Here is a 20,599-nt window from a genome sequence, read left to right on the forward strand (position 1 = left end):
CCACCCCTTGCACCGCTACCCGCTACCCCGCCGCCTCCGGCAGCCAGGCCGGCAGCGCCTCGGTCCGGGCCAGCCAGGCCGACGGCAGCACCGCGTCCCCGCGTGCGCCCAGCACTCCGCCGACGATCGCGCAGGTCGTGTCCACGTCTCCGCCCACCTGGGCGGTGGTCCAGAAGGCCCGCTCATAGTCCTCCAGGCCCCGCGCCGCCGACCACAGGGCGAACGGCACGGTGTCGTGGGCGCTGGTGCGCCGCCCGCAGCCCAGTACGGCGGCCACCGTGGTCGCGTCGCCGTAGTCGAGCATGTCGCGCGCCCGCCGCACCCCGGCGCCCACCGCGCTCCGCGGGACGAGCGCGATCACCCCGTCCAGCAGGTCCGCGGCCTTCGGCGGCCCGGCCGGATCGGCCGCCAGCGCGGCCGCGGCGGCGACGGCCATAGCGCCGCACACCGCCTCGCGGTGCTGGTGGGTGGTGTAGGCGGAGATCTCCGCCTGGTGGGTGGCCTGCTCCGGGTCGTCGGCGTACCAGGCGCCCAGCGGGGCGACCCGCATGGCCGCGCCGTTGCCCCAGGAGCCCTGGCCGTTGAACAGCTCCGCGGCGAGCGTGCGCCAGTCGGCGCCCTCGCGGACCAGGCGCAGCATCCGGTTCACGGCGGGCCCGTAGCCGCGGTCGAAGTCGTGGTGGTGGGCGAAGGAGGCGGCCAGCGCGTCCTGGTCCACCCGGCCGTGCCCGGCGAGCACGGCCACCACCGAGCAGGCCATCTCGGTGTCGTCGGTCCACTGCCACGGATCGCTGCCCTCGGGCAGCTCGCGCCGCTTGAGCAGCGGGTAGTTCACGGGGACGAAGTACTGGGAACCCAGTGCGTCGCCCAGGGCCAGCCCGCGGAGGCTGGCCATGGCGCGTGCGTAGCGCCCTTCGGGAGAGGAGTCAGCGGTCATCGCGCGTCACTCTAGCCGTCCAGGTCGTAAGGCTCGGGTGTGGTCCACCGCTCAAACGGGCGGTCCATCCGGTACCGGCCGTCGGAGCCCAGCATCAGCACCCGGTACTCGCCGTTGCACGGGTTCGACAGGGCCTCGAACTCGGCCACGGACCAGTGGAACCAGCGCATGCAGAACAGCCGCATCGTCAGGCCGTGGGTCACGAGCAGCACGTTCTCCGGGTGGTCCGGGGCCTCGAAGCTGCGGTAGAGGCTCTCCAGGAAGGCCCCGACCCGGTCGTACACGTCCGCGCCCGACTCCCCCTGTGCGAAGCGGTAGAAGAAGTGCCCGTACGCGTCCCGGTACGCCTTCTGCAGCCGTACCTCCTCCCGCTCCTGCCAGTTCCCCCAGTCCTGCTCGCGCAGCCTCGGCTCCTCGCGCATCCGTACGCGCGTGGGGTCCAGGCGCAGCTCGCGGAAGGTCTGCAGGGTCCGGCGGTAGGGGGAGACGTACGCGCTGACGTGCTCGTCCCCGAAGAGATCGCGCAGGCGTACGCCGGCCTCCGCCGCCTGCTCGCGGCCGGTGGGGGTCAGCCGGAGGGCGTGGTCGGGCTCCCGCTCGTACACCGTGTCATCGGCATTGCCCTCCGATTCCCCGTGTCGGACAAGGACGATGCGCCGTGGTCGAACCATCCCACGACCCTATTCGGCCACCGCCGGGCCCACCGACCGGGGCTCGCCGGTCGGACCCGGCGGCCATACAGTCAGGTCGTCAGTCAGGGCGCCGGCCAGGTCCTCGGGCAGGTCCTCGGGCATCCTCGGGCAGGTCGCCACCCAGGCCGTCAGCCAGGCCCCGTCACACCGTCCAGGACGGTTCGAGGTCGACGACGTCCCCGGTGAGGGCCTCCACGTCGGCCTGGATCTGGGCCCGCAGCGACAGCCGCTCCACGCGCTCCTGCCGGTACTTGCCGTGTTCGGCCGCCGCGTGCCACATCGACAGCACCAGGAACTCGCGGCCCGGAGCCTCACCGAAGAGGCCCCGGACCATGCCGGGCGATCCCGCCATGGCCGGGTTCCAGACCTTCTCCTGCATGAGCGCGAAATGGTCCACGCGACCCTCCCGCACCCGGGTGTGGGCGACCCGGACGACGTCGGCGTCGGTGAAGCGCGGCTCGAAGCCGGTCTTCACGTCGAAGCGGTGGTCGAAGAGCGTGACCCGCGCGTCGGTGTAGGTGCCGTTCTGCGAAGCGGCCAGCCGGTCGTGGGAGCGAGCCATGAAGGAGTCGTAAAAGGAACGGCTCTCCCAGAAGGTGAAGACGTGCGCCACCCCCTGCCGGCCCCGGCTCCAGCCGCCGCCCTGCCCCCGGAATCCCGGTTCGCCGGGGAGCCCGGCCCATTTGCGCTGCCCACGCTCGAACCCGCGTCGGTCCGTCACCGTGCAGCGAATCCACTTGACCAGCACTGCGCCATCGTACGGGCCCGACGGGGCCCGGGTCAGTCCTCGGCGCGGTATAGCCGAAGGAGTTCGGTCTCGTCCCGCTCGGACAGCCGAATCCCGAACTCCCGCCCGATCAGGGCGAGCAGCTCCCCGGCAGGCACCTCCCGCCGCTCGATCCGCCCGTCGGGGAGCAGCCGGGAGAGCTCCCGCCCCACGAGGGCCAGGCGCTCGGAGTCGGCCTGCTTCTGGACGACGACCCGGCCGACGAAGGAGGAGCGGGGGTGCGAGGAGCTGTAGTGGTTCAGCACCACGTAGTCGACGGGGTGGTAGGGCTGCGGGGAGAAGGCGTACAGGTCCCGCCAGACGCCCTCGCGCGGTACGCACAGCACGAGGACCCCGTCCGCCTCCTCCCGGACGCGGAACACCCACTCCCCTTGCCGCACTTCGGCGCCGGGGCGCGCCAGCGGCACGGGTTCGCGCGGCCCCTGCCACCCGAACCCGGCGTCGCAGAGCCAGGGCTCCCCCTCGACGGTGACGACGAGGACGGCGTGCGTCACCGCGGTCAGGGCGTCCCCCCGGGTGCGGTTGCGGGCGCCGCGTCCCGAGACCTCGAAGCCGATCCGCTCCAGGGCGGCGGCCAGCAGGGTGTTCTGCTCGTAGCAGTACCCGCCGCGGCGGTCGTGCACGAGCTTGCCCTCGACCGTCTTGACGTCCAGCCCGACGGTGCGGCCGAACAGTACGTCCAGGCTCTCGAAGGTGATCACACCGACGTGGGCCCGGTGTACTGCCTTCAACGTCGCGAGGTCCGCACGGAGTTCCCCGCCCTCCCAGCCGATCCTCGCCAGGTAGGCGTCCAGGTCCAGTTCGTCACCGCTCCACATGGCTTCCCCGTTCTGCGCATCACGATTTCGCGGGGAGTTCCCCGTCCCCGCCTCGCACCATCATCCCGGCACGGAAAACGGGGACCGGCACCCGGCCGGTCCCCGTTCCTTCGACCACCCGGTCAGATCGGCGGTCAGGCGCGGCAGCGCAGCATCTCCAGCGGGGGGTTGGCGTGGAGGTCCGCCCAGTGGTCCGCGCCGAACTCGCGCAGACCGGCCTCCGACACCTCCAGCGGGACCCAGGTCAGCTCGCTGAACCCGGCCGCCTCCAGGGACTTCTCGTAGACCTCGCGACGCGGGCGGTTGGCGACGAAGGAAACCGGCGGTTCGAGCAGCGCCGTAGTCCTGACCTTCGGTCCGGTCTCGCCCTCCTCGCCGGTGAGCACGCTGCGGAAGCCGTACTTCTCCGGCGTCGGCCCGTCGAAGCGGTAGTCGGGCGACTGGTTGAGCAGGAACAGCTCCGCGCCGGGCTTCAGGCTCCGGTGGATGTTGCGGCACATCAGCTCGGTGGTGGCGGTGTCCGGCGCGTAGTTGAGCAGCTGGACCGCCAGACCGACGTCGAAGCGCTGCTCGAAGGCCCGCAGTTCGGACGCGTCGCCCACCTCGTAGCGCACACCCAGCGGATTCTGTTCCTCCAGCTTCTGCGCGACGGCGACCATCTCGCCGGAGATGTCGATGCCGAGCACGTCCGCGGCACCGCGCCGCTTGAACTCGCGGCTGTAGAAGCCGGTGCCGGAAGCCAGGTCGAGGACCGACTTGCCGCTCACGTCCCCGACCAGGGCCAGGAAGCCGGGCACCACCACGAACTGCTCCAGAGGCAGGGCCTTGAATCCCTCGTACGCCTCGCCTATCTCGTCATACTGCTGTGCACTCATCGTGTTCTCCCCCGTGGTTCGTCGTGTTCACGGCCTCGGCCCCCGTCCCCGGGGTGCGCCTCGGCCTCCGACGGGCAGTCTTCCCGCCCGCCGGCGGACCGCCGTACTGGCAAAACCCACAAAGATCATTGCCGCGCACAGGCCACAAACACGACGAAGGGGACCGACCCCAGGCCGGTCCCCTTCACGAAGCTGCTGGTCGACTCCCTGCACGCACTACGTCGGAGCGCGCCCGAGGCGATGCCGCCAATGTACTGGCGGAGACCACCTATTCCTGGCGTCCGCTATTCCGCGACATCCGGATCTCGATCGGGGAACGCACGCAGCCTGAGCCGCGGCGCCCTGTGGTCGGCGAGCCACCGCATCCGGTTGTCATCCGCCGCGAAGCCGGCGCGAGCGGTGTGGGTCCACGCCTCTCGGTCGAGGACCTCGAGGTACGTCAACCGGAACTCTTCCTGCTGCGCCGCAGTGCACCCCGCAGCCTTGGGAGGCTCCGTGGTCAGGTGCTGAGTGAGCAGCGCGATGGTGAAGTAACGCTCGATGGTCGGGCTGAGCGAACCCACATGTCGAGCATGAGCTTCCAGGACCATTCCCGAATGGGGGTAGTGAGCGAGGGTGAGCCCCATCCCCGCGCAGTCGCTCATCATATGGAGCAGCCGCCCCATATGGTCGACCATCTCGCTGTCTGAATCGAGGTCTGCAAGCGCCTCATGGAGCTTGGCCACTGTGGCGACCTTGCCGGCGAAGTATCCGTTGAGGAAGTCGCCGTCACAGGCCCGGCGAAGCAGCCAGGGCCGGGCAGTTGGATCGTCGAGTCTGCAGAGTGCTTCAACGACATAGACGCGTCCCCAGCCTGTGACTCGCTCCGCGAGCCAGAGCAGGGCTTCGACTCCTCCGGCCTGCCGCTCGAAGGCATGTGCCGCCAGCGGCCCGAAGCGGTCGGAGAGCAGCCCGATCGTCTGGATCAGTGGGATGTCGTCGACGGTTCCCACAACGGCGAGCAGGGCAAGCCCGACGGTTACTGAGCAGCGATCAAGGCCATGGCGGACGAGCCAGCGGCCCGTTTGACGAGCGCGTTCCGTGTCCACCCGCTCAGCCACGGCGGCGATGTGCTCGTTGTGGTGGATCGGGACGTAGACGTCGTGGAAGACATCGGCCAGTTCGCTGGGCAGGGCAGAGGCCCTCGCGAAATGCGCGTCCAGAATGCGTGCAATATCCCTGCCGGCCGAGTGCCGGTCTTTGGGTGCCTTCGAGCCTCGGCGACGGTGCGACGCGTCGTCGGGAAAGGGGTACCCATCGCGCGGAAGCGGCTCATCTGGAGCCAGGAGATGCAGCCGCAGCGCGTGGTCGAACAGTGTTGTCGGTGATCCGGGCAGTCCCATCCCGGTCGTCTCGCTCATCGGCGGACGGAGGACTCGATTCTCTTGATCATGGCCAAGAGGATGTCACGACACCGGTTGCCGCAACAAGCCGTCGACGCAGCGGCTCGTTGCATCGGCAGCCACGCGCGGGTCCCCCGCCGTGAGTTCCTCCACCAGCCGGTGAGTTTCCGCTGAACAAGTTCAGCGTCAGATCCGCCCCTCTGCTCATGTTGCATGGAACGCAACATCGTCGAATTGCTTACGCAGCCCAGGTCACGGGCACGACGAAGGGGACCGGCCAAAGGTCGGTCCCCTTCGTGAGCTGCTGGTCAGCTACGTGCGCGGGCTACGTCGGATGTTGCGTCCGACGCGATTCCGCTCAGTTTCAGCTGCAGCCGCTGGTGGAGCCGCAGCCCTCGCAGATGTAGCAGGAGCCGGCGCGCTGCATCTTCGTACCGCAGGAGAAGCAGAGCGGGGCGTCGGCGGAGACGCCGAGCTGCATCTCGACCAGTTCGGCGTTGGAGTGCGCCGTCTTGGGGGCCGGGACCGGGGCGAGCGTGACCGGCTTGACGACCGGGACGGTCTGGACCGCGGCGACCGGGGCCGCCTGGGTCAGGGACTCCGTGTCGAGCTCCTCTTCGAGGGGCTCGTAGGAACCGGTGTCCAGGTGGCGCTGACGCTCCTCGGCGGAGTGGATGCCGAGGGCCGAGCGGGTCTCGAAGGGCAGGAAGTCGAGCGCCACGCGACGGAAGATGTAGTCGACGATCGACTGCGCCATCCGCACGTCCGGGTCGTCCGTCATGCCGGCCGGCTCGAAGCGCATGTTCGTGAACTTCGCGACGTACGTCTCCAGCGGGACGCCGTACTGCAGACCGACCGAGACGGCGATCGAGAAGGCGTCCATCATTCCCGCGAGGGTCGAACCCTGCTTGGACATCTTCAGGAAGACCTCGCCGAGACCGTCGTCCGGGTAGGAGTTCGCGGTCATGTAGCCCTCGGCGCCACCGACCGTGAAGGAGGTGGTGATCCCCGGGCGGCCCTTCGGGAGGCGCTTGCGGACCGGGCGGTACTCGATGACCTTCTCGACCGCCGTGCGGATCGTGTCCTCGGCCTTGGCCGTGACCTCGACCTTCTCCTCTTCCTTCTTCTTCGCGGAGAGGGGCTGGCCGACCTTGCAGTTGTCGCGGTAGATCGCGAGCGCCTTGACGCCCAGCTTCCAGGCCTCGAAGTAGATCTCCTCGATCTCTTCGACGGTCGCCGTCTCCGGCATGTTGACCGTCTTCGAGATCGCGCCGGAGATCCAGGGCTGGATCGCGGCCATCATGCGCACGTGGCCCATCGCGGAGATGGAACGCTCGCCCATCGCGCAGTCGAAGACCGAGTAGTGCTCCTGCTTCAGGCCCGGGGCGTCGACGACCACGCCGTGCTCGGCGATGTGGGCGACGATCGCCTCGATCTGCTCTTCCTGGTAGCCCATGCGACGCAGGGCCTGCGGCACGGTGCCGTTGACGATCTGCATCGAGCCGCCGCCGACGAGCTTCTTGAACTTGACCAGGGCCAGGTCCGGCTCGACGCCCGTGGTGTCGCAGGACATCGCGAGACCGATGGTGCCGGTCGGCGCGAGGACGGAGGCCTGCGAGTTGCGGAAGCCGTTCTTCTCGCCGAGGCGGATCACGTCCTGCCAGGCCTCGGTGGCCGCGGCCCAGATGATGTTGTCCAGGTCCTCGGTGCGCGGCGCGACGGCGTTGGCGTCGGCATGCTGCTTCATGACGCGCTTGTGGGACTCGGCGTTGCGGGCGTAGCCGTCGTACGGGCCGACGATCGCGGCCAGCTCGGCGGAGCGCTTGTACGCGGTACCGGTCATCAGCGAGGTGATCGAGGCGGCGAGGGTGCGGCCGCCGTCGGAGTCGTACGCGTGGCCGGTGGCCATCAGCAGGGCGCCGAGGTTGGCGTAGCCGATGCCCAGCTGGCGGAAGGCGCGGGTGTTCTCGCCGATCTTCTGCGTCGGGAAGTCCGCGAAGCAGATGGAGATGTCCATCGCGGTGATGACCAGCTCGACGACCTTGGAGAAGCGCTCGGCGTCGAAGGACTGGTTGCCCTTGCCGTCGTCGTCGAGGAACTTCATCAGGTTCAGCGAGGCGAGGTTGCAGGACGTGTTGTCCAGGTGCATGTACTCGCTGCACGGGTTGGACGCGGTGATGCGGCCGGACTCGGGGCAGGTGTGCCAGTTGTTGATCACACCGTCGTACTGGATGCCCGGGTCGGCACAGGCCCACGCGGCCTCGGCGAGCTTGCGGAAGAGCGACTTGGCGTCGACCGTCTCGATGACCTCGCCGGTCATGCGGGCGCGCAGGCCGAACTCGGTGCCGTTCTCGACGGCCGTCATGAACTCGTCGTTCACGCGGACGGAGTTGTTGGCGTTCTGGTACTGGACGGACGTGATGTCGTCGCCGCCCAGGTCCATGTCGAAGCCCGCGTCGCGCAGGGCGCGGATCTTCTCCTCTTCCTTCACCTTGGTCGCGATGAAGTCCTCGACGTCCGGGTGGTCCACGTCCAGGACGACCATCTTGGCCGCGCGGCGGGTGGCGCCGCCCGACTTGATCGTTCCGGCGGACGCGTCGGCGCCGCGCATGAAGGAGACCGGACCGGAGGCGTTGCCGCCGGAGGAGAGGAGCTCCTTGGAGGAGCGGATGCGGGAGAGGTTCAGGCCGGCGCCGGAGCCGCCCTTGAAGATCATGCCCTCTTCCTTGTACCAGTCGAGGATCGACTCCATGGAGTCGTCGACGGCCAGGATGAAGCAGGCGGATACCTGCTGCGGCTGGGGCGTGCCGACGTTGAACCACACCGGGGAGTTGAAGCTGAAGATCTGGTGCAGGAGCGCGTAGGTCAGCTCGTGCTCGAAGATCTCCGCGTCGGCGGGGGACGTGAAGTAGTCGAAGTCCTCGCCGGCCTTCGTGTACGTCTTCACGATCCGGTCGATGAGCTGCTTCAGACCGGTCTCGCGCTGCGGGCTGCCGACCGCACCGCGGAAGTACTTGCTGGTGACGATGTTGACCGCGTTCACCGACCAGAAGTCGGGGAACTCGACGCCGTACTGCTCGAAGTTGACCGAGCCGTCGCGCCAGTTGGTCATGACGACGTCGCGGCGCGCCCAGGTCACCTCGTCGTACGGGTGCACGCCCGGGGTGGTGTGGATGCGCTCGATACGCAGGCCGCTCTTGGCAGTCTTGGTGCCCTTGGCGCGGGAACCTCGTGCCGAGCTGCTCGCCGTCTCTGTCATGCCGTTCCTCCCAATGCGGGCAAAACGCCCTAAAGTGCCAGCGCTATTCCGCGGCACGGTGCTGTGTGTCTTGTATCTACGTCTTCTTCGCCGGACCCACCGACCGTTCCGCGACGCGCGTGCGACGGGGAACGGGCAGGCCGGTCAGTCGGCGGCGGAGGCGGGCACGGGGACCGGAGCGGTCCCACCGGGCTCGCACTCTTCATGAGGCCGCGGCACGCGGAGTTCCGCGATGGCGGTCTCGAAGTCTTCGAGTGTGTCGAACGCCTTGTAAACGGACGCGAACCGGAGGTACGCGACCAGATCGAGGTCCTGCAACGGGCCGAGTATGGCCAGACCCACGTCGTGGGTGGTCAGCTCGGCGCTCCCGGTGGCGCGCAGCGCCTCCTCGACCCGCTGGCCGAGTTTGGCGAGGGCGTCCTCGGTGACCGGCCGCCCCTGGCACGCCTTGCGCACGCCGGAGATGACCTTGGTACGGCTGAAGGGTTCGGTCACCCCGCTGCGCTTGATCACCATCAGTGAGGCCGTCTCCACCGTCGTGAAGCGACGGGAGCAGTCGGGGCACTGGCGGCGCCGGCGGATCGACGTGCCGTCGTCGGTGGTGCGACTGTCGACGACACGGCTGTCGGGGTGCCTGCAGAAGGGGCAGTGCATGGTTCCCTCACCCTCCTCTTGACACGACTGAATCACCTCGTGAGACCCCTGAACGGCAGAGTCGAAGCTCTGTCGGAGGCTCTCGAAGCAGCCACAAGCATATGCGATGTCGGGGGCCCCGGCAGACCGAGGACCACAACTTCTGGGTGGCAGCGCTCATCCAACCACTAGATCTTGGGTTGTGGTGGATTTACACCGCTCCGCGTGTCGCGGCGTCCGGTGGCCGGATAACAGGCCTCGCGGTGCCACACTGGGCGCAGACCCGGACGGTGGCGACCCGACCCGGAAGGGTACCGTAAGCAGTGGCTCCGGAGCCGAACCTCCGTTCGGCCCGGACGGCCCCAGCGGCGGCATATACACCTCACGAAGTGAACACGGTGGGTGATCTCCGATTTTTCACTCGAACGTGTGTTTGGCGCAACCTTTCGAAAGCAACTACCGTTGTCCAGCTAGGGAGAACATTTCGAGAGGGGCCGACGTGACCACCACCGCAGACAGTGCCACCATCACTGCCCAGAACCGCTCCCAGAGCCGACTTGAGCCGGTGCATGCCATGAATGACGCAAGTCTGAACCCGGAGGCGGAGCCCGTACGCCCCGCACGCTCGCTGCCCGGGCGACCTCCAGGCATCCGCGCCGACAGCTCCGGGCTCACGGACCGGCAGCGGAGGGTCATCGAGGTCATTCGCGACTCGGTGCAGCGGCGCGGCTACCCGCCGTCGATGCGGGAGATCGGCCAGGCGGTCGGCCTGTCCAGCACCTCGTCGGTCGCGCACCAGCTGATGGCCCTGGAGCGCAAGGGCTTCCTGCGCCGCGACCCCCACCGCCCCCGGGCGTACGAGGTCCGCGGCTCCGACCAGCCCAGCTCGCAGCCCACGGACACCACGGGCAAGCCCGCGGCCTCGTACGTCCCCCTGGTCGGCCGGATCGCGGCCGGCGGCCCGATCCTCGCCGAGGAGTCGGTGGAGGACGTGTTCCCCCTCCCCCGCCAGCTCGTGGGCGACGGAGAGCTGTTCTGCCTCAAGGTCGTGGGCGACTCGATGATCGAGGCCGCGATCTGTGACGGCGACTGGGTGACCGTCCGCCGCCAGCCCGTCGCCGAGAACGGCGACATCGTCGCCGCCATGCTCGAAGGCGAAGCCACGGTCAAGCGCTTCAAGCGCGAGGACGGCCACGTCTGGCTGCTCCCGCACAACGCCGCCTACCAGCCGATCCCCGGCGACGAGGCCACCATCCTCGGCAAGGTCGTGGCGGTACTGCGCCGGCTCTGACTGCCCGCGCCCTCATCCAGCTCCGGGACCTACTGCGCCGGTCCCGGAGCTGCTTTGTGTCTCGGCGCTACGTGCCTTCGGCCTGGGCGGCCGCATCGATCGCGGCGAGCGAGCGGCGGACCTGGTTGCGGTCCGTGGTGTACCAGAAGTCCGGCAGCGTGGCCCGCAGGAAGCTCCCGTACCGGGCCGTGGCCAGCCGGGGGTCCAGGACCGCCACGACACCCTTGTCCCCGGTGGCCCGAACGAGCCGACCCGCGCCCTGGGCCATGAGCAGCGCCGCGTGCGTCGCCGCGACGGACATGAAGCCGTTCCCGCCGCGCTCCTCGACCGCCTTCTGGCGGGCGCTCATCAGCGGGTCGTCGGGGCGCGGGAACGGGATCCTATCCATGATCACCAACTGGCAGCTGGGCCCCGGAACGTCCACGCCCTGCCACAGCGACAGGGTCCCGAACAGGCAGGTCTTCGGATCGGCGGCGAAGGCCTTGATCAGCTCACCGAGCGTCTCCTCGCCCTGGAGCAGGATCGGGTTCTCGAGCCGGCCGCGCAGTTCCTCGGCGGCGGCCTTCGCCCCGCGCATGGAAGAGAACAGTCCGAGGGTGCGGCCGCCCGCCGCCTCGATCAGTTCCGCGAGCTCGTCCATCATGTCGCCGCGGGTGCCCTCGCGGCCGGGGGTGGCCAGGTGCTTGGCGACGTAGAGGATGCCCTGCTTGGGATAGTCGAAGGGCGAGCCGACGTCGAGGCCCTTCCACTGCGGCACGTCCTCGCCCTCGACGCCCTCCGGGGACAGGCCCATGGACGCCGCGACGCCGTTGAAGTCGCCGCCGAGCTTGAGGGTCGCCGAGGTCAGGACCACCGAGCGGTCCGCGAACAGCTTCTCGCGCAGCAAGCCGGACACCGACAGCGGAGCCACCCGGAGGGTCGCTCCGAAGCGGTCGTGGCGTTCGTACCAGACCACGTCGTACTCGGAGCCGGCCGTGATCCGCTCGGCCACCCCGTGCACGCTCTCCACCGCGGCGAGCGCCTGCTTGCGGACGGCGTCCTCGTCGTGGACGGACTTGTCCCGCGTGTTGCCGATCGCGGAGATCACGGTGCGCGAGGCGTCCCGCAGGGCCATCAGCGCGTACCCGAGGTCCTCGGGGATCTCCTCCAGCCGGCCGGGGAGCGCCAGCTCCATGACCCGCTCGAAGGTCTCGGACGCGGTCTGCAGGGAGTCGGCGGTCTTCTCGTCGACCAGCTTCGCCGCACGCTTCACGGCGCGGTTCACCTGACCCGGGGTGAGCTCTCCCGTGGCGACGCCGGTCACCCGGGACACCAGCTCGTGGGCCTCGTCGACGATCAGCACCTCGTGCTGCGGGAGGACCGGGGCGCCCTCGATTGCGTCGATGGCGAGGAGCGCGTGGTTGGTGACGACCACGTCCGCGAGCTTGGCCCGCTCACGGGCGGCCTCCGCGAAGCACTCCGCGCCGTACGCGCACTTCGTCGCGCCCAGGCATTCGCGGGAGGAGACGGAGATCTGCGCCCAGGCCTTGTCGGAGACGCCCGGGGTGAGGTCGTCGCGATCGCCCGTCTCGGTCTCGTCCGCCCAGTCGCGCAGCCGCAGCAGGTCCTGCCCCAGCTTGCTCGTCGGGGTGGCCGCCTCGAACTGGTCGAAGAGGCCCTCCTCCTCGTCCTGCGGGGCACCCTCGTGCAGACGGTGCAGGCACAGGTAGTTGGAGCGGCCCTTGAGCATGGCGAACTGCGGGCGGCGGCGGAGCTGCGGATGCAGCGCCTCCACCGTCCGGGGCAGGTCGCGCTCGACGAGCTGGCGCTGGAGGGCCAGCGTCGCGGTGGCCACGACCACGCGCTCGCCGTGCGCGAGGGCCGGCACCAGGTAGCCCAGGGACTTACCGGTGCCGGTACCGGCCTGGATGAGACGGTGGGAACTGTCGTCGATCGCTTCGGCGACGGCTTCGGCCATGGCCACCTGGCCGGGGCGCTCCGTGCCGCCGACGGCGGAGACGGCGGCGTGCAGCAGGTCGGGGAGGGAGGGCTTCGTCATAGCAGTGCCAACCCTACGGGGCTCCACCGACAGTGACCGCACGGGCGAGCGTTCATGACCGGTGGAGGGGGTTCGGCACGGTGCCGTACCGCACGGCGTGCGGGCGGTCCGGCCGGTCGCGGTAGCCGTCCTCGTAGAGGCGGTTCCTGTTCAGGCAGAGCCTCACGATGCGTTCACCGAGGAGGTCGAAGAGCTCGTAGCGCTCCTTGAGCTCCGGGAAGCGGGCCTGGTGACGCAGGATCTCCGCCCGTACGAGGGACCAGAACGTGTCCTCCGGAACCCCGAGCCGGTCCTCGCAGAGGGCGGAGAGGTAGCGGAAGACGCCGACGAAGAGCCCCGAGTGGATGAACTGGGGCAGGAAGTCCGCGGGCGCGGTGAGCAGGACCGCACGTACCTCGTCGGGCATGGCCGCCAGCTCGGGCAGCGGTTCCGCGCTGATGTTGACGTCGTCCACGAAGTCCTTCACCGCGAGCCGGACCGGGACGTCGTGCTCGTCGAAGATCACGACGGCGTTCTCGCCGTGCGGGGAGAAGACGGTGCCGTAGCGGTAGAGGAAGCGGAGCAGCGGAGGCAGCAGGGCGGCGAAGAGGTGCTGGAGCCAGACCGCGGGGCTCAGGCCGGACCGGGCGACGAGCTCGGCGGTGAAGGACCGGCCGCGGGGGTCGGTGTGCAGGAGCGAGGAGAGGGTACGGGCCCGCTCGCCCGGGGCGAGGTGGCCGGCCAGCGGCTCGCGCCAGATCGCGCCGAGGAGCTCCTTGTACTGGTACGGGACTTCGGGGAGCGCGTCGTATACGGGGTGGCGGACCGTGACGGAGGCGACTTCGCCGAGCAGGATCACTCCGCATTCCTGGCGGAGGAAGGGGTCGCCGTCGCGCAGCGAGTGGATCCAGGCGGTGACGGCGGGCGCCGCGAGGGCCAGGTCCGAGGGCAGGCCGCGCCAGACCATGGTGTTGAAGACGGAGAGCGGAAGTTTGACGCTGTGGCGGTCGGGGCGGGTGAGGTTGAGGAAGGTGCGGATCGACTGCTGGGGCAGGCGCAGGTCGGGGTCCGCGGGGAGCGGCACCAGGGTGCCCTCGGCGAGGGCCGGGGCGAAGAGGGGCAGCAGGACCTCGTCCCACTGCCAGGGGTGTACGGGGAGGTAGAGGTAGCCGAGCGGATCGAGGCCGCGGTCGCGCAGGGTCCGGTCGAAGAGGGCTCGGGTGACGGGGTCGAGCTCGGCGGAGTAGAGGCGGGCGGGATCTTCCAGGCCGGCGGTGCCCCGGTAGTGCGCGAGGGAGGTGTGGGCCGCCAGCCAGGGGAGGCGCTGGGCGGTGCGGGCCTCGGGCGCCCAGGCGGCGGTGTCGGAAGCGGAGAGTCCGATCCGCCCCTTGTTGAGGACCAGCCAGGGATGGCCGGTCTGGTGCCCTTCGAGGGCCGCGTAGTCGAGGTCGGCGAGGACGTCCGCGGTGAGCGCGGTGTGGTCGATGCGCGCGTCGGCCGCGAGCGTGGCGCTGAGCTCGCGGACCAGGTGGCCGAGGGTGGCGCCGTCGAGGCCGAGGAGGGTGCGCGCGCGGATGAGGAAGGCGTACGGGTCCCCGAAGGCGGTCGGTGACCCGGCGGAGGCGGGCTGCGGGGTGAGGGTGATCGTGTCGGGTGTGACGTGCCAGCTGCCGTACGCGCGGCGGCGCGCACGGAAGCCGAGGCTGCTGCCGTCGTCGAGGGTCAGCGTCCAGGCGTCGCCGGAGGCGGCCGGGGCGGGGACCGGGGTGATGATCTCCTCGTACGCGAACTCGCCGAGCATCTTGGCGAGCAGGCGGCGGGCGGCGAAGTCCCAGGTCAGCCGGTTCAGTTCGGGCGGCGTGCACGGATGCTGGGGCGACAGGGGCACGGTGTCCGGGAAGTGCGGACCTGAGGAGTCGGGGGCTGCGGAGAAATTCTGCACGGGACTCCTCGGGTCGGAAATTTTGCTGCGCGACGCAGGGTTTTAGGGGTGATGCGTGCGGGCACTGACGAGGTAGACGTGAACTGCGGGACTCCGGGGCAGTGCTCAGAGGTCGTCCTCAGAGGTCGCCCTCAAAGGTCGTTCTCAGAGATCTCAGAGACGTCGGAGGCCTCAGAGGAGATTGCGCAGCGCCCGCTCGCGGATCATCAGGGCGGCACGTTTGCCGGGCAGTTCGATCTCGGCGGGACAGCGGAAACCGGAGTTCAGGAAGGCTGATACGGAGGGGGTGTTGCGGATGTCCGGTTCGGCGATGACGCGCATGCAGCGGGGGCGGTTGTCGAGCACCAGGTCGGCGACGGCGCGCAGGAGCGCGGTGCCCAGACCTCGGCCGCGGTTCGTGCCGTCTCCGATGAGCAGGTGGATACCCGTGTCGTGGGGCCGCGCCGGGTAGTGGGCGGAGAGCGGGTCGAGGTCGGCCCGGTAGATCTCCCAGTAGCTCATCGGCGTGCCGTCGAGGAGGCCGAGACACGGGATGCTGCGGCTGTCCCCGTCCAGCTGCGCCCGGACGTGGGCGGCGGTGACGGCTGCCGGGCCGGAGAGTTCCCAAAACGCGTCCACCTCCGGGTCGTTCATCCACCGCGCGAGCAGCCCCAGGTCGCGGGCGAGCCGTACGGGTTCGAGGCGAAAGACTCCAAACCGCGTCGTGACGCCGCCCCAGGCCGCCGGGGAGTCGAGTAGATCCGCTTCGGCGAGCCGGGGCAGCGACTCGGCGCTGAGCCGCGGCGACGCGATGGTGCGGTGCCCATCGGTCGCGACGGTGCGGTGCACATCGGTGAGGAGCACGCCGGTGTGGAAGTCGGTGGAGGGCATCGGGGGCTCTTCTCCGTTTCGAAGCTGACGGATCAATCGTGGAGGGGGTTGGCGATGGTGACGTAGACGGACTGGGTATCGACGGGGCCGACGAGCTCGTCCAGACCTCCGAGGCGGGTGAGCAGATTCGCCTTGCAGCGCAGGGTGGGCGAGTCGAGCAGCCTCTCGGGGAGCGGGCCGAGGCCCCTGGCCTTGTTGAGGAAACGACGGAAGGCGGCCAGCAGAATGCGCTCGTCGGCGAGCCGCTGGGATCCGAAGGCCCCGATGAGACCGAGCACGTTGTTGATGCCGAGGTAGTAGGCGAAGCGTTCGTCGGTGACGGCGTCCGAGACGAAGGTGTCGCTCGTGGCACCGATTCCGGGGAGCCTGCGCTCCAGTTCCGCGCGACGGGAGGAGCGGAAGTAGTAGCCCTGGTTGTCGCGGTAGCGGCCGCCGACCGGCCAGCCGGCCGGGTCGAGGAGGACCAGCGTGTTCTGCTGGTGCGCTTCGAGGGCGATACCGGCGAGTGCGTCGAAGGCGAGGACCGGCAGGACGACGTGTTCGAGGTAGCGCAGGAACCACTCGGCGGCGACGGCGGAGGTCGTCCGCCCGGTGGTGGTGGCGAGGCGCGAGACCGTCTCGGCGAGCCGGGAGCTCATGGTGGTCCGCCCGGGCCAGGGGCGGGGTGCGGTGAGCGCGGCGATACAGAGGGCGTCGTCGCCCGGTCGGAAGGGGTTGTGCCGGAGCAGGACGTCGAGTCCGGGGACGGGGGTGCCGTCCGGGGCGTCGGCGGCGACCCACGCGGGATCGCGGACGATGTCGAAGCCGGGGTGGGCGGCCTGCCACCGCTCTGCCAGTCCGGTGCGGAGCAGCCGGTGCACCTCGATGCCGCGGTGCAGTTCCTTGCGGAGGTTCTCGCGGCGGGAGTTGGTGATGCGCAGGCCCAGGGAGAGCTTGAGCATCGCGGGGGCGCCGGGCTGGTGGACGGTGCGGATGGAGGAGGTCGGATACCAGGGGGCTCCGTACGGGCCCAGGTCGTGCAGGAGTCCCGCGTCGCGGAGGGCGGCCGCCGCGGGGCGCTGGAGCAGGTCGCGGGCCTGCCAGGGGTGAAGGGGAAGGGGGGTGGCGCCGTCGGGCACCGGAAGCCCTGGGGCGAGGCGGCCCAGGAGCCGGGCGGCGGAGACCGGGCGACCGCGTTCGGTCCAGGCGGAGTCGGTGGCGAGAGCGGCGGGTGCGATCGCCACCCAGTGCAAGGGGAAGGAGCCGTGCAGTTCGGGTGAGTAGCGGCGGACTTCGGCTTCGGAAAGCCCTTCGCGGCTCTTCGGGGTCGGGTGCAGGGGATGGCCGAGGAGAAGGGACTGTTCGGCGGTGAGGAACCGGTCCCCGGCGACGGGGACGGGTGCGGCCGGGCGTTGACGGCGGTCCGTGATGAATTCGGCGGTCCGGCGAACGGAGTCGGCGACCCGCCCGACGAGGTCGGCGCCGCCGGGGGCGCCGACGTTGGGAGCGCCGGTTGCGGGAGCACTGGTTGCGGGGTCGTCAGTTGCGGGATCGTCGCCGTGTTCGTGGGGGCCGATCGCGCGGGCGCCCTCCCCGTGGGCGGGGTTCCCGTGGGCGGAGGTCCCGTGGGCGGAGGTCCCCTGGGCGGCTTCGCCTTCGCGGGAGATCAGCGCCGCGAGGGTGACCGCGTCGACGGCGGGGGCGGCGGCGGGAACGCCTTCGATGCGGGCCGGGCCGAAGCGGTGCCAGCCGGCTGCGGACCAGTAGCGGATCGCGACGAGCAGGGCAGCGCCCGATGCGGGGAGGGGGATGCGCAGGACGGGACCGGCGGGCTGTTCGAGTCCGGTCTCACGGACCCAGCAGCGCAGCAGGTTCTCCACCGAAGCGGCCTCGGCGGCGACCCTGGGGTCGGGGTGGTCCAACGGATCGGCCGCTCCCGCGCGGGGGCGGGCGGAGCCGTCCTTCTGCCGTGGCACCGCGGCAGGTTGCTGCGGCTCGGCCGGCGGCCAGGGCATGCCCGCGGCCGGCATGCCCGGGAAGGCGCCGGCGGGACCGGTGAAACCCTCACCCGGCGCCGCAGACGCTGCGGCCCGCTCCCCCGGTCCGGCTGCACCCTGTCGCGAGGACACCGGGTCCGCGGCGGCGGTGGGCGTACCGGTGGAACCCGACGCCGAAGTGGCCGCCACGGAAGTCCCCTCGGGCGCGGCCTGGCCCTGTCCTCCCGAGGACGGCTCGTCCGCACGTCCCCCGCCGGGCGGCGCCGGGTCGGCCGACGAGCCGGGGCCGGACGCAGCTCCCCGAACCTCCGCCCCGCGGGAGCCCGTCGGCACATCAGCGGACCCCTGCGCGGGCCGACCCTCCGCCAGGTCTGCCACACCGGGGACCGACCGCGAAGCCCCGGTCGAGGACGCACTGTCCACAGCGTCACCGAGAGCCGGTGTCCCGGGGCGCGCCAAGGAACCGGCCAACGGCGGCCGGCCGGTGGGGGCGGCCGAATCATCGGCGGCCTGATGGGGACGGCTCGCTGAAGCCAGCAGCGGCGGCCAAGCGGTGGGGGCAGGCATAGACCCGCTTGGCACAGCCGCATCGGCGGCGGACCGGGGGGAACCGCCCTCCGGAGCGAGCAACGGCGGCCACACCGTGGAGGGAGGCATGGACGCACCGGATCCCTGCGGATCCAGGGCGGGCCGGGGGTATCCGCCCTCCGGAGCGAGCAGCGGCGGCCACGCCGTGGGAGGAGGTGTCGCCCCGCGGGGCACGAGCGGCTCGGCGGCGGGCCGGGCAGAACGTTCCGCCAGTGCGGGTGGCGGCTGCCAAGCCGCGGGAGGAGGTGTCGCCCCGCCGGGCTCGGTGGCGGACGGGGTAGAACGTTCCACCGGTGTGGGTACCGGCTGCCCTGCGGGGGCGGCGAGTGAGAGCTCGCTGCCCGGGGCTGTGGGAGAAGCAGGCGACTCAGGTCCGGGCGTAACACCCGCAGGTGACGGAGCGGGCCAGGTGTCCGAGGAAGGGGAGAGGCCTGCCCATGCCGAGACAGACGTTTCGGAGGAGGTGGCGCTGACCGGGGCCGCCGCCTCCGGGGCCCCCGGGCCTGCCGGGTCCGTGAGCGGACCGGGAGCAGCGGGCTCGGTACCGACGGCCGTCGCCGCCCGGGTCGCCGGGTACCCGACGGATGCCGCCAGGGACGGTGAGGGTCCATCGTCCAGAGGCGCCGCCAACCCTGCACCCGGGGCCGCGGCCGGGGCCGACGGCGGCACGGTCCCGTCTCCCGGGGCCGGGGCTGAAATCGGCGTAGGCGCAGCACCCCAGGCCGGGGCCGATGGCGGCATGGGCGCCTCTCCCGAGGCCGGGGCCGGGGCCGACGGCGGCATGGGCACGGCTCCCGAAGCCGAGGCCGGGGCCGACGGTGGCATGGGCACCTCTCCCGAGGCCGGGGCCGGGGGCGGGGGCGACATAGGCGCGGCTTCCGAGGTCGAAGACGACAACAACAGGGAGCCAGCACCCGGGGCCAGGTCGGCTGGCGGCGTAGCCGCGGCTGTGGAGGCCGGGAGCGACGGCGACACGAGCCCGTCTCCCGAGGCCGGGGCCGAAAGCGGCATGGGTGCGGCTGCGGAGACTGGGGACAACGGCAACATAGGCGCGGCTTCCGAGGTCGAAGACGACAGCAACAGGGACCCAGCACCCGGGGCCAGGTCAGCTGGCGGCGTAGCCGCGGCTGCCGAGGCCAGGAGCGACGGCGACACGAGCCCGTCTCCCGGGGCCGGGGCCGGGGCCGGGGCCGGGGCCGACGGCGGCATAGGCGCGGCTGCGGAGACTGGGGGCAACGGCAACATAAGCGCGGCTTCCGAGGTCGAAGGCGACAGCGACAGGGACCCAGCGCTTGGGACCGGGGCAGGCAGCGGTGTGGGCGCGGCTGCGGAGGCTGGGAGCGACGGCGGCATGGGCGCGGCTTCCGAGGTCGGGGTCGGGATGGGTGCGGGTTCGATGGTCGGGGGCGACGGCGGCTTGGAGACGGCTGGGCTGACGGGGGACGGCGTAGGCGCGCTCTCCGCTACGGGCCGGGTCTCGGGGGCGGGCGGCGGCTGCGGGAGCCCTGCGTTCGGAAGCCGCGAGGGCCGGTGTCCGGCCGCAGCAGGCGAACCCTGCGCGGCCGCCGGGGGCGCCCCGACCATGGGTGGGACATCGGGATGAAGGGCTGACGCCGTCGAGGGGAGCCCGGGTTCTCCGAGTGCAGGCCCCGGTGGGGAGCCGTCGGGGAGGAGCATCGAGGGCGTGTGCCCGTACCCGAGAGCAGCGGAGGGGCCTGAGGTGTCCGGAGAGGGGGCCGGACCAACCCCTCCACCGAGTGGCATATCCAGGGCCGGTACCGACATCGCCGGTGGCTCGGCGGACACCGGGAGCGGCGCCGTCGCAGCGATGGGGGACCGTAGCGGATCGGGATACGCAGACAGCGGTAGCCCGGTGGCGGGCGCGGACGGCACCGGCGATGGGGGCACGGGGTCACCCGGAGCGGACAGGGAGCGTGGCTCATCGCCAGGCGGCACGGGAGGTCTCACCGAAGCAGTCGGCGCGAGCAGCGAGCCCTGTCGATCAGTGGGCACCGAGGGAGGAGGGGACGCGTGGGTGGGCGAGGAAGCCGATGGCAGCAGCGGATTGACCGGCGACCACGACGGCGACCACGACGGAGTAGCGGACTCAGGCGCCGCGGATAGGTGCCGTGGTGCGCCATCGAGCACCGCGGCGGGTGCCGCGGATGTAGTCGGAGGGAGCGGCGGACCCAGTCGATCAGGAGAACCCGTCAGAGCGGGGACGGGAGCCGACGGAGAGTCCGGCTGCGCCGGCAGTGGCTCAGCGGGCGTCGGCACCAGCGGCGCAGGCTCGGCCGGAGCGAGCCCCGGCCGTTGTGGATCGGCAGCCACGGACGAGGGCGGCGCGGAAGCAGCCCTCAGGGCGGGAGAAGGCAGAGAGTCCGGCGAAGCCGGCGGATCGGCGGGCATCGGCATCCGCATCGGCATCGGCATCGCGGGCTCGGCCGGAGCAAGTGGGGACCGTAGCGGAATGGTTCGCGCCGGCGACGGGTCGGGCTCGGTCGGAAGGTGTGCGGACCACGGCGGCGTGGG

At 71.0% G+C, this 20,599-nt stretch carries 13 protein-coding genes; 1 reads left to right on the plus strand and 12 read right to left on the minus strand.

All coding sequences use genetic code 11. The features are described from left to right. Nucleotides 1-22: 22 nt before the first annotated feature. The 8 genes from ACFYYB_RS30850 to nrdR form a co-directional block, all read right to left on the minus strand. A complete protein-coding gene (locus tag ACFYYB_RS30850) occupies nucleotides 23-937 on the minus strand; it encodes an ADP-ribosylglycohydrolase family protein (protein ID WP_327304194.1) in 915 nt (304 codons plus the stop codon). 11 nt (nucleotides 938-948) lie between these two features. Then, entirely contained in the window at nucleotides 949-1,608 is a 660-nt protein-coding gene (locus tag ACFYYB_RS30855; protein ID WP_389439341.1) for a histidine phosphatase family protein, read from the minus strand. Between the two features lie 163 nt (nucleotides 1,609-1,771). After that, nucleotides 1,772-2,377, minus strand: a complete 606-nt coding sequence (locus ACFYYB_RS30860; protein ID WP_250748831.1) for a YdbC family protein — start codon at nucleotides 2,375-2,377, stop codon at nucleotides 1,772-1,774. A 32-nt stretch (nucleotides 2,378-2,409) separates the two neighbouring features. After that, nucleotides 2,410-3,234 carry an arylamine N-acetyltransferase gene (locus tag ACFYYB_RS30865; protein WP_389439343.1) on the minus strand — a complete coding sequence of 275 codons (825 nt, stop codon included), beginning with the start codon at nucleotides 3,232-3,234 and terminating at the stop codon, nucleotides 2,410-2,412. 134 nt (nucleotides 3,235-3,368) lie between these two features. Beyond that, complete coding sequence (locus ACFYYB_RS30870; protein ID WP_389439345.1) at nucleotides 3,369-4,109, minus strand: class I SAM-dependent methyltransferase; 741 nt, start codon at nucleotides 4,107-4,109, stop codon at nucleotides 3,369-3,371. A 284-nt stretch (nucleotides 4,110-4,393) separates the two neighbouring features. Beyond that, on the minus strand, nucleotides 4,394-5,509 hold the full coding sequence (locus ACFYYB_RS30875) for a hypothetical protein (protein WP_389439347.1): 1,116 nt from the start codon (nucleotides 5,507-5,509) through the stop codon (nucleotides 4,394-4,396). A 346-nt stretch (nucleotides 5,510-5,855) separates the two neighbouring features. Next, nucleotides 5,856-8,750, minus strand: coding sequence for a vitamin B12-dependent ribonucleotide reductase (locus tag ACFYYB_RS30880; protein WP_389439349.1), 2,895 nt, complete (start codon nucleotides 8,748-8,750; stop codon nucleotides 5,856-5,858). A gap of 144 nt (nucleotides 8,751-8,894) precedes the next feature. Next, on the minus strand, nucleotides 8,895-9,404 hold the full coding sequence (gene nrdR / locus ACFYYB_RS30885) for a transcriptional regulator NrdR (protein ID WP_250748823.1): 510 nt from the start codon (nucleotides 9,402-9,404) through the stop codon (nucleotides 8,895-8,897). A 478-nt stretch (nucleotides 9,405-9,882) separates the two neighbouring features. On the opposite strand from nrdR, the gene lexA reads away from it, so the two are divergent. Further along, complete coding sequence (gene lexA / locus ACFYYB_RS30890) at nucleotides 9,883-10,674, plus strand: transcriptional repressor LexA (RefSeq protein WP_327304201.1); 792 nt, start codon at nucleotides 9,883-9,885, stop codon at nucleotides 10,672-10,674. Between the two features lie 67 nt (nucleotides 10,675-10,741). On the opposite strand, the gene ACFYYB_RS30895 is transcribed toward lexA, so the two are convergent. From ACFYYB_RS30895 to ACFYYB_RS30910, 4 genes are all read right to left on the minus strand, one after another. Continuing rightward, nucleotides 10,742-12,712, minus strand: a complete 1,971-nt coding sequence (locus ACFYYB_RS30895) for an ATP-dependent DNA helicase (protein ID WP_389439352.1) — start codon at nucleotides 12,710-12,712, stop codon at nucleotides 10,742-10,744. Between the two features lie 52 nt (nucleotides 12,713-12,764). Further along, complete coding sequence (locus tag ACFYYB_RS30900) at nucleotides 12,765-14,633, minus strand: IucA/IucC family protein (protein WP_389439354.1); 1,869 nt, start codon at nucleotides 14,631-14,633, stop codon at nucleotides 12,765-12,767. Between the two features lie 171 nt (nucleotides 14,634-14,804). After that, the gene (locus ACFYYB_RS30905; RefSeq protein WP_389439356.1) at nucleotides 14,805-15,503 is read right to left on the minus strand and encodes a GNAT family N-acetyltransferase; all 699 of its coding nucleotides are present in this window, start codon (nucleotides 15,501-15,503) and stop codon (nucleotides 14,805-14,807) included. 32 nt (nucleotides 15,504-15,535) lie between these two features. After that, nucleotides 15,536-17,512, minus strand: a complete 1,977-nt coding sequence (locus ACFYYB_RS30910) for an IucA/IucC family protein (RefSeq protein WP_389439464.1) — start codon at nucleotides 17,510-17,512, stop codon at nucleotides 15,536-15,538. Nucleotides 17,513-20,599 lie beyond the last annotated feature (3,087 nt).

It is taken from the genome of Streptomyces sp. NPDC002886, from assembly GCF_042888445.1.
Classification (GTDB): domain Bacteria; phylum Actinomycetota; class Actinomycetes; order Streptomycetales; family Streptomycetaceae; genus Streptomyces.

Excerpts from the sequence above, each read along its gene's own strand:
- ACFYYB_RS30850 (WP_327304194.1), bottom strand. The coding sequence starts at position 937 with ATGACCGCTGACTCCTCTCCCGAAGGGCGCTACGCACGCGCCATGGCC.
- ACFYYB_RS30855 (WP_389439341.1), bottom strand. The coding sequence starts at position 1,608 with ATGGTTCGACCACGGCGCATCGTCCTTGTCCGACACGGGGAATCGGAG.
- ACFYYB_RS30865 (WP_389439343.1), bottom strand. The coding sequence starts at position 3,234 with ATGTGGAGCGGTGACGAACTGGACCTGGACGCCTACCTGGCGAGGATC.
- ACFYYB_RS30870 (WP_389439345.1), bottom strand. The coding sequence starts at position 4,109 with ATGAGTGCACAGCAGTATGACGAGATAGGCGAGGCGTACGAGGGATTC.
- ACFYYB_RS30875 (WP_389439347.1), bottom strand. The coding sequence starts at position 5,509 with ATGAGCGAGACGACCGGGATGGGACTGCCCGGATCACCGACAACACTG.
- ACFYYB_RS30880 (WP_389439349.1), bottom strand. The coding sequence starts at position 8,750 with ATGACAGAGACGGCGAGCAGCTCGGCACGAGGTTCCCGCGCCAAGGGC.
- nrdR (WP_250748823.1), bottom strand. The coding sequence starts at position 9,404 with ATGCACTGCCCCTTCTGCAGGCACCCCGACAGCCGTGTCGTCGACAGT.
- ACFYYB_RS30895 (WP_389439352.1), bottom strand. The coding sequence starts at position 12,712 with ATGACGAAGCCCTCCCTCCCCGACCTGCTGCACGCCGCCGTCTCCGCC.
- ACFYYB_RS30905 (WP_389439356.1), bottom strand. The coding sequence starts at position 15,503 with ATGCCCTCCACCGACTTCCACACCGGCGTGCTCCTCACCGATGTGCAC.
- ACFYYB_RS30910 (WP_389439464.1), bottom strand. The coding sequence starts at position 17,512 with ATGCCGGCCGCGGGCATGCCCTGGCCGCCGGCCGAGCCGCAGCAACCT.